Source organism: Alloacidobacterium sp. (genome assembly GCF_035631355.1).
Lineage (GTDB): Bacteria > Acidobacteriota > Terriglobia > Terriglobales > Acidobacteriaceae > Alloacidobacterium.
This window is the reverse complement of sequence record NZ_DASQIX010000090.1, coordinates 22,433-37,825: the sequence shown is the minus strand read 5'-3', so window position 1 is coordinate 37,825 and position 15,393 is coordinate 22,433. Positions and strand designations below refer to the sequence as shown.

Here is a 15,393-nt window from a genome sequence, read left to right as displayed (position 1 = left end):
AACCCTGCCTCGTGATGATTTTTGTCATCGCTTGTGTGAACTGAAAATAAAATGTGGATTCCCGTGATGAATAAAACACATAATCAATTAAACAGAAGATCGCTGATGTTAACTGCGGCCATTGTCCTACTCGTTATAAATCCGGCGTTTATAGTCGCACAGGAGCCTGCAACCGCAGGAAGCGGAACTCTTCAAATGGCCAGTGCGCGCGTTTGGTTGAACAAAAGCCTGGATGCCAAGAAAGCCAGACAAGGTGATGCGGTTACAGTAAAGTTGCTGGATGATGTAAAGATCCCGAACTCCAGCGAACTCCCGAAAAACACCATCCTGCTAGGCCATATCGACACGGTGCAGCCATCAATGAACAAGGGCGACTCCGCAATTCAGGTAACCTTCGATAAGGCACAGATGAAAGATGGTCAGCAGCTTCCCATCAAAGTGACAATTATGCAGATATATCCACCTCCGGGTAACGGGATCCCAGGCGGCGGCTCGTTGCCACCAGACCAGCTTGCGCCAACTCCCACTGGGGCAGCCGCCGCGAGAAATCCCGGTTCTGCAGCCCCGCCGCCAGGCAGTCCTACGACTCAAGGAGGGCGGACGAGCGAGGATGTAAATGGAGTGGTTCTCAAAAGTGATGTTCATGAGAGTGCTTCAGGGACGTTTACGTCAAAGGGAAGGAATGTTTATCTGGGTAGTGGAACTGAAATGCAAATGGCCGTTCTTGTCGTTCCAGCAGGCTCGGAGATCAAATAAAAGGTGCACATGGATAGTGCCCAGCGAGATATGTAAAGGCCATATTCGGCAAGCAACGCAGGGCTGACTGAAGTGTTCCCACTGAATAAGACCGGTCGAAAGGAGTTGCCAATGAAGTTAAGCAAAAAAGCGTGGATCCTCACATCGGTACTGGTCTTTGTGACAGGTCTGATATGCGCGCGTGCGCAAGACAGCGATACTGAAAAATCCATTCAGATGGTCGCCGCGCGTGCATCTCTGAGCAAAGGCATCGATGCGAAAAAGGCAAAGCAGGGCGATGCGGTTACCGCCAGGTTGGACGAAGCTGTGAAGATTCCGGGATCTGTGGAATTGCCGAAGAACACGGTCCTGCTTGGGCATATTGACCAGGTGCAGCCTTCGGAAAACAAAAGCGATTCTTCCGTGCAGCTTACCTTCGATAAAGCGCAGTTGAAAAATGGACAGCAGATGGCCATCAAGGCGACCATCATGCGCATTGAGCCGCCGCCAAGCCTGGCGAGAAATCAGGACAATGTCGTCAACTCTTCGCCTATGTCCGGCCAGACCATGCCACCCACTGCCGGAAGTACAAGTGGAAGTTCAGCAGGAAATCCGGGAGGGAGTTCCGGTGGAGGTATGCGCTCTTCTCCGTCTTCTCCTACCCCAGCCCCAGTTCCCAGCCTGCCGTCCAGCTCCGGCCAGTCACAGCAAACACAGCAGAGTATCCCTGACATTCAACTTCACAGCGATATCCATGAGTCGAATTCTGGTGTATTTACCGCGAGGAAGAAGAACGTTCATCTGGACGGCGGCACTGAGATGCAACTTGCGATTGCCGTCATTCCGCCGGGCACTCAGGTCCAGTAGCGCTTCGAACTACTCGTATTTAAGGGATTCGACCGGATCAAGTTGCGCTGCGCGGTTCGCCGGTAGCGTTCCGAAGACGATGCCCACCAGAGTTGAAGTGGCAAGAGCAATAATCACTGACCAGATCGAAATGGGAATGCGGTAGTCGGTGAAAAGACGCGCCGAGATGGGAAACGCAAGTCCCAGAATTGTGCCCACCACGCCCCCGGCAAGCGATATGAAAACCGCTTCAATAAGAAATTGCAGCTTAATCTCGCGCGCCGTTGCCCCGAGCGCTTTGCGAATGCCGATCTCGCGGATGCGCGAGCGAACGGTCGCCAGCATGATGTTCATGATGCCCACGCCTCCGACTGCAAGCGTGACAGCGGTGATAAGAGAAAGCACGACGGTGAGCGCATTCGCAATCGAGGCGGCCGTTGTCAGCAGCGCCGTAAGCGTACTGGCTTTATAAACAGAATTCTTCTGGTGCCGGCTGCTTACTACCTGGACAATCTGTTTCGCAGCCTCTTCCACATCCGTCTTATCGCGAATCGTGAAGAAGATTTGTTTCACGTTGTCCGTGCCTGTGAAGTAGCGGGCAACAGAATAGGGAATAAGAATCGTCTGGTCGGCTATCTCAGACTGCCCAAAAGTATCCACGCTCTCCTTGAACGTTCCGACAATAGTGAAAGGAATGCCGCTGAGGCTGAAACTCTGGTTGATGGCGGCGTCCTGGCTGCCGAACATTTCCTGGGCAAAAACCTGAGTAACGACAGCCACTTTTTCATGGGTGATCTCGTCCTGATCGTCGAAGAAGCGCCCGGACAATACTTTCAGGTTTCGCACCTGCCGGTATTGCGGACTCACGCCAAGCACCAGCAGTTGTTTTTCCTGCCCATTGATGCTGATGCGGTCGTGCATTTCCAGCATTGGCGAGGAATACATGATCGCGGGGACTTGCTCATCCACGGCACGTTCATCCTCGCGCGTCAGGTAATCATTCTGGAAGTTATTGATCGTGCCGGTGCCGCCACCCGAGTACTCGATGTACACCATGTTGGTGCCGATGCTCTGCAGCAGGTTCAGAATGTACTGTTTGCCGGTAAGCCCGATGGTGACGACAAGAATCAGCGATGCGGAGCCAATCACCATGCCCAGCGCCGTGAGCATGAAGCGGACTTTGCTCGTGCGGAAGCTGTCCACCGCCAGCCGCACGATTTCACTCAGGAGCATGGTGCGCTTGGCGCTGGCCAGCGTCTTCTCAAAGGAGACTCTCGACGCCAGACGTGTCGCGACTGGATTCATAGAAGCATTCTGCCACTGCCCGCGATGGCGGCAGGCCCTTTACTTATCGTACGCGGAATTGCCACTCCAGTTGGATGCTTTCCGCGCCGGGTAGATTCTGAGACTGGTTCTCGCATGTCTCCAAACGTTTCATGTTGTCCCTCCAGTAAACATGTTTGCATTCATTGAAATCGACATACGATGCGCGTAAGTTATTGAAGAATTCGGATAAGGCTCCAAAACATCTCTGAATTTTCTTCATTTCTTCCATCTCTGATCGCATGGTTGCCTCAAAGCAAACAGGCGGCAGAATGTTTCCGGATGCAGAGAATGTGTCCTGATGTTGAATTCTGAAAGGGGAAGGGAATGTTCAATCGTAATGGACTAAGGCACAATCGCCGCGACATGCTGAAATCTTCAGCGATGCTCCTGGCCGGCGGACTTATCGGTCAACCACTCAAGAAAGCAGAGGCGGAAAGCGCCCTTAAGAACGTGAATGTAAACTCCAGCCCGTCGACCCTCAAAATTACGGATATGCGTTATGCCGTGATCGTGAAGCCCGGCCCGAGCCCTTGTGTCGTTATTCGCATCGATACGAACCAGGATGTGTATGGTCTGGGTGAAGTGCGCGACATTGCCAACTATCAATACGCTATGGTGCTGAAGAGCCGCATCGTCGGCGAAAATCCGCTGAACATCGATTACCTCTTCGAGAAGATCGCTCAGTTCGGAGGAGGCGCTAGGCAGGGAGGCGGTGTCAGCGCGGTTGAAATGGCGCTGTGGGACATCGCGGGCAAGGTCTACAACTGCCCCGTCTATCAGATGCTTGGGGGCAAGTGGCGCGACTCCATCCGCATTTACGCGGACACGACGGAATCACAAGACCCGCAGGAATATGGCCGCCGCGCGAAAGAGCGCAAGGAGATGGGTCTCACATGGATGAAGATGGACCTGGGCATTGATGTCCTGAAGGGGATACCTGGCACCGTAATGCAACCGGCAGGCTTAAGCCAGTGGGAAGAACATGCTCAACCGCATCCCTTTATAGCAACTGAAGTCACGGACAAAGGCATTGACCGTTTATGCGAATATGTCGCTGCGGTGAGGGAAAATATCGGCTATGACATGCCGCTCTCGATGGACCATCTGGGGCATGTCGGAGTTAAGTCGGCGATCCGGTTGGGTAAGGCATACGAGAAATTCAATCTCGAGTGGATGGAAGATGTTATTCCCTGGTACTACACCGATCTTTTGAAACAGATCACCGAGGCCAGCCCTACCCCGACGCTTACAGGGGAAGACATTTACGAGTTCACCGATTTTGAGACGCTGTGCAAAAACCATGCCGTCACCAAAATTCATCCTGATCTCGAAACATCGGGCGGCATCCTGCGCACGCACAAAGTCGGGGACATGGCGTTTCGCTATGGCGTTCCCATGGCCATGCACTTTGCCGGTACGCCTGTCGGTTGTATGGCGAACGTCCATTGCGCTGCGGCAACCCGCAATTTCCTTGCGCTTGAGAACCACTCGCTCGACGTTCCATTCTGGCAGGACCTGGTCACGGGGATCGACAAGCCCATCATCAACAAGGGCTTCATCAAAGTTCCTGACACACCCGGCCTGGGAATTACTTTGAACGATGATGAAATGAAGCGTCACCTGAAACCCGGCACCGGATATTTTGAGCCGACGCCCATGTGGGACGAAAAGCAATCGTGGGATGACGCGACGTTCAGTTGATGACGGCTTCCGCAAACGAATAGAGGTTCTGATGCTGAGGGGAGAATTCATGAAAAGAGTTCTATCGACCGTCCTGCTTGTCTTCGCAACAGCTGTGGCGCCTGCTTTTTCTCAGGTGAAGATGACGAAAGAGCAGATGTTGTTCTACACATCAGATTGGAAAGGGGAGCGGTTCCCTGATGGCAGACCGAAACTTCCAGACGATTTGCTGAAGCGTGCACTGGACGTTTCCATCGAGGATGTCTGGGACTATCTGCGCGAAAAGGGTTATAGATGCCAATTCGAGGGCGGCTGGCAGGCTTTGCACATTGACAAGCCTTTCGCTGGCCGCGCCCTGACCGCGCAATATATGCCGCTACGACCCGACATGGCCGAGGCTATCAAAGCTGAGGGCAAGGCAGAAGGGCGGGTAAGCTGGACCAACAGTTGGCCAATCAATGAACTTCAGGAAGGAGACGTTTATGTTGCCGATGGTTTTGGAAAAATCATCGAAGGTACGTTGATCGGCTCTAATCTGGGCAGTGGAATTGCGGCCCACACACATGCCGGATTTATTTTTGATGCCGGAATCCGCGACCAGGAAGAGAACCGGGAAATTCCCAACTTGAATGGCTTTTATCGGGGATATGACCCATCAGCGTGGGCCGACATGATATTGACGGCAATCAATGCTCCGGTGCGGATTGGGCGCGCAATTGTGCTGCCCGGAGACCTGGTGCTAGCCAAAACCGACGGAGTGATCTTCATCCCTGCGATTCTGGCCGAAGACGCGATCAGTTCGGCCGAATTCACGAACCTGCAGGATGACTTTAATTTCGAACTGAATCGCTCCGGCAAAAATGGAGGTGAGTTTGAAGGTGGATGGACGCCTCAAAAATACGACGCGCTGGCAAAGTGGGTCGATGCTCACCCTGAAAAACTGAAAATGTCTCGCGCTGAATTCAATTCGATTCTTGAGAAGAGAAAGTCGCGATAAAGCTTAGTTTCCTAATTCGGAGCAGAGCCAGCAGCAAGGTGCTGGAGGCGTTCATTTACGTTCATTAGCGCTCTGGCCTCGTGATAGGCTCCCTTCCACATCTGTCCCTTTTGGGTTGAGACTGGAGTGCCATCGGGCTTGATGAGCGCATACTCACCGCGGAATTGGTGATCAAGCTGGTATTGTTGGATCCAATGCCACTGGAGTTGGAAGGCTTTCCAATAGACGTCAGTTGTGCGTCCATACCGTTCGTGCAAAAGCAGTAGAGTATTCAGCGACTCCATCTGCACCCACCACTCTTTTAGGAAATCATTCGGGCTTCCAATAAAAGGGCCAGAGTGATAGAGACCTCCATGTGTACTGTCCCAGCCATACGCCAGGGCGTGGTCCATCAACATCCGGCCGACTTTCTCAGTGCGATCGCGGTCAGCGGGAGACACCGATGCGCCTGCATGGGCAAGCACTTCTTCTGCTTCATTAGTCAGATAAGTGACTTCAACATCGTGGCCGTACGAATCATTTTCAGGAACGGCCTGCCATGCATTGGTGAAGTAAAGGTTCATAGCGCCGGGTTCGACTGTGATCACGTCGCGTACGAGATGCTGAAGTTCGGCAACGCGGGATCGGAGCACCGGATCAGGCCAGACGCGCAAAAGCTCCGTGAAAGACTCCAACAGATGGATATGCGTGTTCATTGACTTGTAGCCGACTGGAAAACCTCCCGCAGTGGCAACTGTAGCGGCATAGGGCTCCGCCTGCAGAGGAGTGCCATTCCGTGTCAGCCATTCAAAGTAGCCGCCATTCTTAGCGTCATGGGCATGGTCGTCGGTCCAGCGAAACGCACGCTGTGCAAGTTCAAGATCCCGCGCATCACCAGTAGCTTGGTAAGCGGCGGCAAGACCATAAATGCAAAAGCTGATGCCGTAGAGGTGTTTGTGATCAGTGAAGGCCGGTGAGATGGAACCGTCGTCAGCAAGACCCCAGAAGAACCCGCCGTCTTGCTTGTCCCACATCACATTCGCGAGATAGTCGGCTCCGTGGCGCACATAAGGGAGATATTGTTGTCGCAACGCAGGGCGCCGAAGAACAACCTGCGCAGCAACCCATGTCATGCGACCTTGAAATACAGAGAACTTGCCATTGCTCGGAAGAGGAGTCCAGTCGCGAGCGAAGTCGGCATTGAATCCGCCATGGATATTATCGATGGATCGCGGATACCAGACATCGAGTACGTCTGCATGGAGCATGTTTTCCGTCTCTTCTGCGAAGTGCTGGTAGGCAGATTTACCCGCGGGCAGATAAGTGATTAAGTCCGGCTTCGATGGAGAGGGCATTTGTGGATGTAGTGCAGGAACCACCCAGAGCAGCATAACGGTGATAAAGACGCTGTGTACCGTGATCATTATGGAGGCACTCCTATGTGTCTGACCTGCGATCAGACAATGCCTTTGCCTTCTATGATGTGCACATAACGATTTGGAGCAAACTTGCCGAGCTTCTCGATGTGCTTGCTCGGAGCCGGCCAGTGAATCTCAAGCTCATCGATCTGCGCGGCGTCGCCGATACCAAGAACTTCGCGAAGATCATGTGACGAAAGATAGCTGCCGCCATTATTCTTCAGCCTCTCTCTCGTCTTGCTGCCTGCTTTCCAGATTATGCGCGCGCCGATGGCGTCGCGGTTGCAGGCAACGCCCTCCAGCTTCAATCCCAGCCAGTTGTTGGCCTTGGCTGCATTGTTCTTGAGGAGTACCGGCGGCCCGCCATTGACTCCGATAATCACATCCAGAGCGCCATCATTGTCATAGTCGCCCACGGCCAGGCCTCGCGCCGCGAAATGCTTCTGGAACACTGGGCCGGCGCTCTGGCTCACGTTGTGCAGCTTGCCGTCCGCGCCCTGATGATAGAGCAGCAGTGGCTCTTTGTACTTCACCTGCATGGAATAAGAATCGATCATATCGTCCGGATGGCCGTTCGCGAGGATGAGATCTATGGCCCCATCGTTGTCATAATCGAAGTACTTCAATCCCCATCCGCTCATCAGCCGCGTATCACCAGCCACGCCCTCTTTCTGCGCAGCGTCGTGAAATGTTTCATCCTTGTCATTGATGTAGACCGAATAGTATTCGTGGTCCACATTAGCGACGAAGAGGTCCTGCCATCCATCTCCGTTCAGGTCTGCCGCATCCACGCCCATGCCCGAGCGCGTCCGCCCGCTTTCACTGAAACCAACGCCGGCCTGCAATGCGATCTCCTCCCATTTCCAGCGGCCATTTGCCCCGGGGCCGCGGTTCATAAAGAGGAAATTCTGCACTGTGTCATTGGCGACAAAGAGGTCCATCCGTCCGTCATTATTGATATCGGTGGCGACCACGCCTAGACCTTTGCCTAAAGCGTCGGCGATGGCCGTTCCTTTGCTCACTTCACTAAACGTGCCGTCGCCGTTGTTGTGATAAAGGAAGCTCGCAGTGGGCTTGAAGACGCGAGGAACACAGTAGTAGTTTCTGCCGAGCTGGTTATTGCCGCATTCCAGCTTGCGTACACCTCCATAGTCCACGAAGCTGCAGACGAACAGATCGAGCCTTCCATCATTGTCGTAATCGAACCAGACGGCGCTTGTGGTCCAGCCCGGAGTTGCGACTCCGGCCCTCTCGGTCACATCCGTGAACGTGCCATCATGATTGTTTTTATAGAGAATGCAGCGGCCATAGGCAGTCACGAACATGTCCGGCCAGCCGTCATTATCGTAATCTCCAACCGCGACGCCCATTCCGAAATAAGCTCCGGAGACACCGGCTTTTTCCGTGACATCCGTAAATGTCCCGTCGCGATTGTTTTTATAGAGAGCGTTGCGGACTGGCTTGGTCGGCTTCCAGAAATCGCTGGGGCCGCTGTTCACCAGAAAAATGTCCATCCAGCCGTCGTTGTCATAATCCAGAAACGCGCAGCCTGGTCCAAGCGCCTCGGGCAGATAGCGATTCTCTGACATGGCATTTTCATGGACCCAGTGAATGCCTGAAGCCGAAGGCGGCACTTCGCTGAACAACGGCTTATTTCCGGTGATCTGTGCCTGTAAGGGAAGATGCAGAAACTCTGCGGCTCCGGCGGCCATGCCAAGCTGCAGAAAACCACGCCTGGAAAACATCATTCGCAACATCCTATCATCAGCTTCAACCCGGAAATGGCGCGCCGGGCTTCACAATCCGGATGTAATGGTCGGAAAATTTATAGTGGCCTCCCGGCAGTTCGATCTTCGGCATATGACACGTTATGCACTTGCTCCCCGATATGGGACAAGCCTTCGCGCCCGCTTTTCCGCCTCCATGACATGCGTGGCACTTCGCGTCGTAGTCCACGGGCTGATCACTCGCTTCAGTATGAGGGTTATGGCAGGCAACGCAGCTTATGCGCGCATCGTCAGGGTCGTAGCACTTGCTTTCCGTCAGTCGGTAAGGCTGGAAACGAATGTTCGTGATGCCCGGATTTTTCTGCATCGCAATTTCTGCCCAGGTCCGGTGACACTGGCCGCAGAAGTTGGACATCTGCTCTGTGGACAGCTTCGATAACGCGGGCGGAATGACAACCTTGCTGCTGTTGTGCAACATGGCCGCAAGATGGGCCTCTGTAGCTTCGTGGCAGTGCCCGCACTGCACTCCGGGAACCATCTTGTCGAACGTAAGCTGGGTTCCCTGAACGGCGTTCGTGGCATGGCATCCAAAACAGCTCACCTTGTCATCATGGCTCATAAGCCGCCCGGCAGCCTCGTGTACGTCGGCAGGCATAGAGCCTGCGCTGCCAAGCGTCGGCCCGAGACCGTTCAATTCTCTAAACCAGCTCATGCGGCTCTCATATAACTGGCCATCTTTCTCCAATATGTATGTCTGGCCGATGGCGGAGCTGGCGCCCATCGACCATCGAATCGGCATGGTGACCGTTGTCGTGCCATCGGTGACGGAGTAGAGGCTCTGATTGCCCTTGCGTTCAATTCGGTAAGAATATTTGCCGTTTGTCGCTGTCAGCAGCGGGTGATCAATCAGTACCTTGCTCTGCTCCACCATTTCCAGCGCTCGCGCCATGTGCGTGCTGGGCTGTGACAATGCTTCAGAGTGGCATTTAGCACAGGCATTGGCAGGCTCGCGGTTGGCTTGCGCCATGGCTGGAAGGCCCAGCAAAAGTATTCCGACTGCCAGCAAACACTGTAGATACGTTGTCGCGAATTTAGAAAGAGTCCGCCACATTCACGAGGCCCAAAGTCACTGCACCTTGCCGCCGGATTGATTGACGCCGGGCTGTTTGGCTTGCGCTTCAGCAGTCAGCTTCTGCACAATTTCCCGCTCCCGCTTGCTATCTTCGGTTCGCTTCAGCCGGTAGTACACCAGTGACAACGTAACATGCGCCTCCAGAAACTGCGGCGATTCCTTCACCAGGCCTTCGAGTATCTGCCGCGCTTGATCAAGCTGTCCCTGGTCCACATCAATCAGCGCCAGTTGATAGCGAACACCTGGATCTCCCGGCCTCGTCTCTTCTGCGCGCACAAAGTATTTGCGGGCTTGCTCGTAGTTCTGCTCCTGCCGCGCATTCGCCCCCAGTTGCAGGTTCGCGTCAAAGTTATACGGATCGACGCGCAATTCAGCCTCGAATTGCTTATGTGACAGATCGGAATCGCCCGTAAACATCAATGCCTTGGCATAGAGAACATGGGCGTCAGGCAGGTTTGGATTCAGCGCGACTGCCTTGGCAAATTCGTCCCGCGCGCCGGCAAAATCCTGTATGCCCATCTTCGCTGTGCCCAGCATGAGGTGGGCCTCCGCCGAGTCTCCATTCCGCAGAATCCGGTCCACCAGCACCTGGCCCTCGTCCACGCGCTTCTGCCGGATCAGCGCGGTTCCCAGCAGATAGGCGACGCCCAAGTCGTTCGGATACTTTTTCTCCTCTGGTTCCAGAACCCGGATGACGTCGTTCTCCCGGTCCATGCGCATGTAGCAGTCGCCCAGCAGAAGAGCAGCCTGATGGTTTCCAGGGTCCTCGACGTGCACTTTTTCAAGCTCTGCCGCGGCGTCATTGATTCTCCCCATCTTGTAATAGCAGAGCGCCAGGTTCAGCCTTGCTTGCACGAGAGAAGGGGATTGCTTGAGAGCAATCTTGTATTCGGAAATGGCTTCTTCGAATCGGCCCAGATCGGCCAAAGCCGCGCCCAGGTTCGAGTGAATAGCAGTCGCCTCGGGATACATCTGAAGGAATTGCTTATATTCCGCAACCGCGCCTTCAAGATCACCGGACCGCTGCTTCTGCTGCGCGTCCTGTACTAATTGTTCAGGCGTCTGCGCGTACCCTGCCGCAGGCAGCGCCAAAACAAGAAAAAGGGTGAACTTCAACATACCGTCAACGCATCCAGACTACATGACAAGTAAGTTGAGTTCACCCATTTCCCGTTGGTCTGTAGCAGTCCCTAGAAGTAGAACTTTACCGCGAACTCCATAATGCGAGCGCCCTGCTTCTGGGTGGTTATGCCAAAGTTTGAATTTGCCTGAGTTATCTGCTCAGTCGCCGGGTCCTGCTCGTACTGCAGGGTCAGGTTGCTGCCGCTCGGGAACGAATAAAGCGGGTGATTCAGGAAGTTGTATGCCTGGACGCGGAATTGCAACTTCCTGCTCTCAGACATCGAGAAGTTCTTGAACACCGCCAGATCAGAACCGATATATGACGGGCCATACGAGACCGGCAGGTTCACCGGCCCGTTCTGCCCAACAACCGTCGGCGCCGCGAAGCAGTTCGTGTTGACGTAGGTGTGTGATCCCGAGACGCCGCTTGGGTTGCAGAGGACTAATGGATTCAACTGGATTGCATTTGTTCCCATTATGGATTGGTTATTGATGGGAATACCCTTGGGGTTCGCTGCGCTCTTCGAGCCGGGAATAATCGCGCCATTTTGGTTGTCGCATCCCGTGCCACCTGTTGGGTCCACGCAGCTCAGTGCCATGTTGAAGTTGGTGTTGATGTTGTTCGCATAGTTGCCGCCATAGGTAAGGTTGGCACCGCTTTGCATCTGCGTAATGCCCGAGAACTGCCATCCATTCAGAGTCCCGTTTATGAACGGATTCATATGAACACGGTTCCCGAGATCAATGGAATAGGCGGCGTTGAACAGGTTCCGGCGGTCCGACGGAAGCACACCATAGTTGCTTGCGATGTTGAAGGGGTCCGCAGTAGGATTCACGATCCCCATGGCCTTCTGCCAGGTGTAGTTCGCCTGAATGGTATACAACCCCGCATGGCGTGCCCAGCTGACCTGCAGCGCGTTGTAGTTGCTGTAGAGATTGTTCGTAGCCAGGTTCAGATCGCCGTAGCCCTGCAGCGGGCGATACAGGTTCGAGTTGGCATTTCCAGGATTGGTGGCGGAGAACATGGCCCCGGCGGGTATTAGGTTGATATTGCTGCCGGCCCCTCCCTGCGTATTCTGGAGGTCTCTGCTGCGGTTGCCCACATAGGCCATCTCCAACAGGCCTTGCCAAGGCGTCTGCTGGTCGACAGTGACGCTCCAGCTATCTGTATATGGCTGGTTGTCATCCTTCGAATCGACAGCCGCCGGCGAAGCGGGTGTTGCAGAAAGGTTTAGACAGGATAGATAGACGGTAAACAAAGAAGCCCCGTCAGGAGGATTGGTCGGGCATCCTGGACCACCCACCCATGTAGTGGGGGATAGTCCGGCGGTCGCCACGCCCGCCGATGCGTCAAGACCATTTGTGAACTGCCCGGAGTGGTAGAAGAAACGGCCCCATCCGCCGCGCACAACCGTTCTCCCTGCTCCAGTGACATCGTAAGCGACTCCAAGACGCGGTTGGAAGAACAATGCTCGTGTCGGGAATCCACCCACTGGTACGGAGCTGTCCTTCGCGTGCCATTCAAATCCGCAGAACGTCGGAGAACCCGCGCAACCCGGATTGAATTGCGACTGGTCAAAGATCGAGTAGCCGAAACCCTCGCCATCGATCCATGGAGTAAAGTGGCTGAAGCGCATCCCGTATTCCAGAGTCAGCTTCTTGGTCACTTTCCACGAGTCCTGTCCGAAGAACTCCCATGTGGTGTAGTGGATATCGTTAATTCTGTTCTTGTTTGTTTCCGTGTAATTGGAGAGATTGCCTGTCAGCAGGTCGGCATACTCATTTCCGTAACTGAACGAGTTGCTCGCGGAAACCTGCAGAAGCCCGTTCGTATCATTGTTCGCTGGCTGCGAATTCCGGATCCACTCGTAGAAGCCACCGGCTTTCACCGTATGATTGCCAAACACCTTGGTGAGCGTATCGCCGATGCTCGGCATCCATTTATCGGCATACAAGCCTTGTGAAGGGCCGCCAGCCTCAAAGCCACCCGGATTGAACACGAATGCCGCTTCGCTCGGACCATATTGGCCGAACGAAGGAATCTGTGCGACTCCATTCTGAAACATTCCCTGGTAGCCATAGCCAACTTTTGTGCGATCGACCTTGGAGGGGTCTTTGAACACGTTCGGGAATCCGACAAAGGTGTACGCAATGACGGTCTCGTTCGTCATTGTCGGGTTAAAGACATGCGTAATCGTGCCGGAAATGGAATCCGAGCTGTTCTTGCCTTCAATGGGGGTTGGATACGGTACCTGGTCTCCATTGCGCCACCACAGGCCGACCGGGAACTGCTGAACTTCCCGCTGGTAGTTATAGCGAACGAAAACCTTTGTGTTGTCGCTGATGTTCCAGTCCCCACGAATGGCCCACTGCCGATTGTTCTGGTTGAAGATCTCGGACTGGACGTAGTTATATCCACCCGTGGCATTTGGGTCTGCATTGGGAGCGGGATAAAGCTTGGCCAAGGCGAGCATGTTCGGATCGATGCACTTGCCATTCGGTGTGCCCGTGCACATGGGTATGGTTGTGCTGCCCCCGAAATCTGTCGTCTTGAGCTGCCCAGGTGCCTTTCCGGAAGCAGTTATGTTTCCTTCCTTGGCCACCTCCGCAGGCGAGAAGTCGCCGCCAAGCATCCCGGGTGTGGGCACTGTCGCCCGCAATAACCCTGTGTCCAGCACCTGGTAGAAATACTCGAATCCGGTCCAGAAGAAGAATTTCTTGCGGTCTTTGTTGAAGTTGGTTCCCGGAATAATGATTGGGCCGCCAATCGTGCCGCCCGGATAGTAATAGACGTTTGCCGGCTGCTTGACGCCGCTGAAATTATTCAGCCAGTCATTTGCATTGAGGACGTGGTTGCGCGCGGAGAAGAAAGCATTGCCGTGGAACTGTGAGCCGCCCGCCTTGGTTACAGATGTGATTAGAATCGGGCCTTTTTGTTCTTCGGCGCTGAAATTCGATGTCAGAACCTTGAATTCCTGCACAAAGTCAGAGTTCGGATTCACCGGCGTATCGCAGTTGCAGCCTGGGTCGGAGACGTGCGCGCCGTCCGCCGTAATGTCAAGGGAGTTAGTGGGAAGACCGTTGTAGGAATACGCGGCATTTAGAGGGCTTTGGCTTCCGGAGTCGCCATTGGCATTAATTCCGATTGTCTGGCCGTTATAGTTCGATTTGTTCTGTGTGCCGTTCTGGATGCCGAAGCCCGGTACGATCTTGATATATTCAGCGGCGTTGCTGCCAACCTGCGTGAAGTTCTCAAGCTCCTTGGTCTGCAGTGAGAACGACTTTTCGCCGGAGTCCGTAATGGCCAACGCTGTATTCTCCGCGTTCACCTGGACCGTCTCGGCGGTAGAGCCGACAACGAGCGAGACGTTGATGTTGCGTCTTTCACCCCCGCCCAGGCTGATGGTGCTGGCCTTGTAAAGGCTGAAGCCCTTGGCATCGACCGCCAAGTCATACGTGCCTACAGGCACTGACGCAAACGTATAGTAGCCGTCGCCATTCGTTACTGTATTTCGCGTGGATCCCGAAACCGCATCGGTCAGAGTGATCGTTGCATTCGGAACGACGCCACCCGACGGGTCCGATACCACGCCGGTCAGCGTTGCGAAAATCCCTTGAGCAAATAGTGGGCCGCCGATGAGAAACGAGCAAAGGAATACTGCGGAAGACACCCATCTCCGTATCGTCACAGGAACCTCCTCCAAAAAGCGAAACAGCAGTTCTGTTCTCTACAAAAACGTTTTATGGGAACGTCATCTAACTCTCAGCCATGGGTCTTTGTCAAGCCAAATATGTACGGGGCTATCAACCTTGACATGGGGAGCAATATCAGACCTAAGTATTAGAGGGTAAGCGCCTGTTGCGCTGAGAGTTCTACCTCACGTTCATCTTTCGCACAATAATTCATCGTGTTGCTCTCGATTCGGCTTGCCATCTACAATTTAGGTGGCGTTAATAGCGCCTCATCCCTGCGGAGGGATGTGTGAGTGGTTGAAACAGGCGGTCTTGAAAACCGCTTTACCCGAAAGGGTAACGGGGGTTCGAATCCCTCTCCCTCCGCCATTCCTGGCCGACTACATTCATGAGCTTCCTCCGCCTGCTTTGGGCGCTCTGGGTTTGTCCGGGACCGGTGGACTGACCACTGGCCTTTCTGAATCGATGGTTGGTCTGACGGCATCTCTGGTGTTACGTTGATTTCGGTCTCGGCTTTTTCGCGCACGGGACCGTCTACCGTAAAATGGGGTTGTTCGCGCGTCTGACCTGACAGGCACAGACCTGCCGGAAGAGCAACTATCTGACAATAGAGTGTTTTCGTTCAGCGGGTCTTTGTACATCAGCCGGATTTGTTGAGCGATTGCGGCAGTTTACCGTTCTCCTCCGGCGTTTCGGCATCGAAAGTCGAAACTGGTTCGGCAGGACACCACCCCTTTC

At 54.2% G+C, this 15,393-nt stretch carries 10 protein-coding genes and 1 tRNA gene; 5 read left to right on the top strand and 6 right to left on the bottom strand.

Annotated features, from left to right (window positions below; genetic code table 11):
* Nucleotides 1-66: 66 nt before the first annotated feature.
* Complete coding sequence (locus VEV40_RS16470) at nt 67-756, top strand: hypothetical protein (RefSeq protein WP_324833894.1); 690 nt, start codon at nt 67-69, stop codon at nt 754-756.
* A gap of 111 nt (nt 757-867) precedes the next feature.
* On the top strand, nt 868-1,602 hold the full coding sequence (locus tag VEV40_RS16465) for a hypothetical protein (protein ID WP_324833893.1): 735 nt from the start codon (nt 868-870) through the stop codon (nt 1,600-1,602).
* A 9-nt stretch (nt 1,603-1,611) separates the two neighbouring features.
* Here the strand turns inward: VEV40_RS16465 and VEV40_RS16460 are convergent, their stop codons facing one another.
* Nucleotides 1,612-2,886, bottom strand: coding sequence for an ABC transporter permease (locus VEV40_RS16460; protein ID WP_324833892.1), 1,275 nt, complete (start codon nt 2,884-2,886; stop codon nt 1,612-1,614).
* A 345-nt stretch (nt 2,887-3,231) separates the two neighbouring features.
* Here VEV40_RS16460 and VEV40_RS16455 point away from each other — a divergent pair, with 345 nt between their 5' ends.
* A complete protein-coding gene (locus tag VEV40_RS16455; protein ID WP_324833891.1) occupies nt 3,232-4,608 on the top strand; it encodes a mandelate racemase/muconate lactonizing enzyme family protein in 1,377 nt (458 codons plus the stop codon).
* Nucleotides 4,609-4,657: 49 nt separating this feature from the next.
* Nucleotides 4,658-5,584: an RraA family protein gene (locus VEV40_RS16450; protein ID WP_324833890.1), complete on the top strand. Its 927-nt coding sequence runs from the start codon at nt 4,658-4,660 to the stop codon at nt 5,582-5,584.
* Between the two features lie 11 nt (nt 5,585-5,595).
* Here the strand turns inward: VEV40_RS16450 and VEV40_RS16445 are convergent, their stop codons facing one another.
* From VEV40_RS16445 to VEV40_RS16425, 5 genes are all read right to left on the bottom strand, one after another.
* A complete protein-coding gene (locus tag VEV40_RS16445; RefSeq protein ID WP_324833888.1) occupies nt 5,596-6,987 on the bottom strand; it encodes an AGE family epimerase/isomerase in 1,392 nt (463 codons plus the stop codon).
* A gap of 32 nt (nt 6,988-7,019) precedes the next feature.
* Complete coding sequence (locus tag VEV40_RS16440) at nt 7,020-8,729, bottom strand: CRTAC1 family protein (RefSeq protein ID WP_324833886.1); 1,710 nt, start codon at nt 8,727-8,729, stop codon at nt 7,020-7,022.
* Nucleotides 8,730-8,751: 22 nt separating this feature from the next.
* Nucleotides 8,752-9,753 carry a multiheme c-type cytochrome gene (locus tag VEV40_RS16435; RefSeq protein ID WP_324833884.1) on the bottom strand — a complete coding sequence of 334 codons (1,002 nt, stop codon included), beginning with the start codon at nt 9,751-9,753 and terminating at the stop codon, nt 8,752-8,754.
* An 81-nt stretch (nt 9,754-9,834) separates the two neighbouring features.
* Complete coding sequence (locus VEV40_RS16430) at nt 9,835-10,959, bottom strand: tetratricopeptide repeat protein (protein ID WP_324833882.1); 1,125 nt, start codon at nt 10,957-10,959, stop codon at nt 9,835-9,837.
* Nucleotides 10,960-11,030: 71 nt separating this feature from the next.
* Nucleotides 11,031-14,651, bottom strand: coding sequence for a carboxypeptidase-like regulatory domain-containing protein (locus VEV40_RS16425; protein ID WP_324833881.1), 3,621 nt, complete (start codon nt 14,649-14,651; stop codon nt 11,031-11,033).
* A 283-nt stretch (nt 14,652-14,934) separates the two neighbouring features.
* On the opposite strand from VEV40_RS16425, the gene VEV40_RS16420 reads away from it, so the two are divergent.
* A tRNA-Ser gene (locus tag VEV40_RS16420) sits at nt 14,935-15,024 on the top strand.
* Nucleotides 15,025-15,393 lie beyond the last annotated feature (369 nt).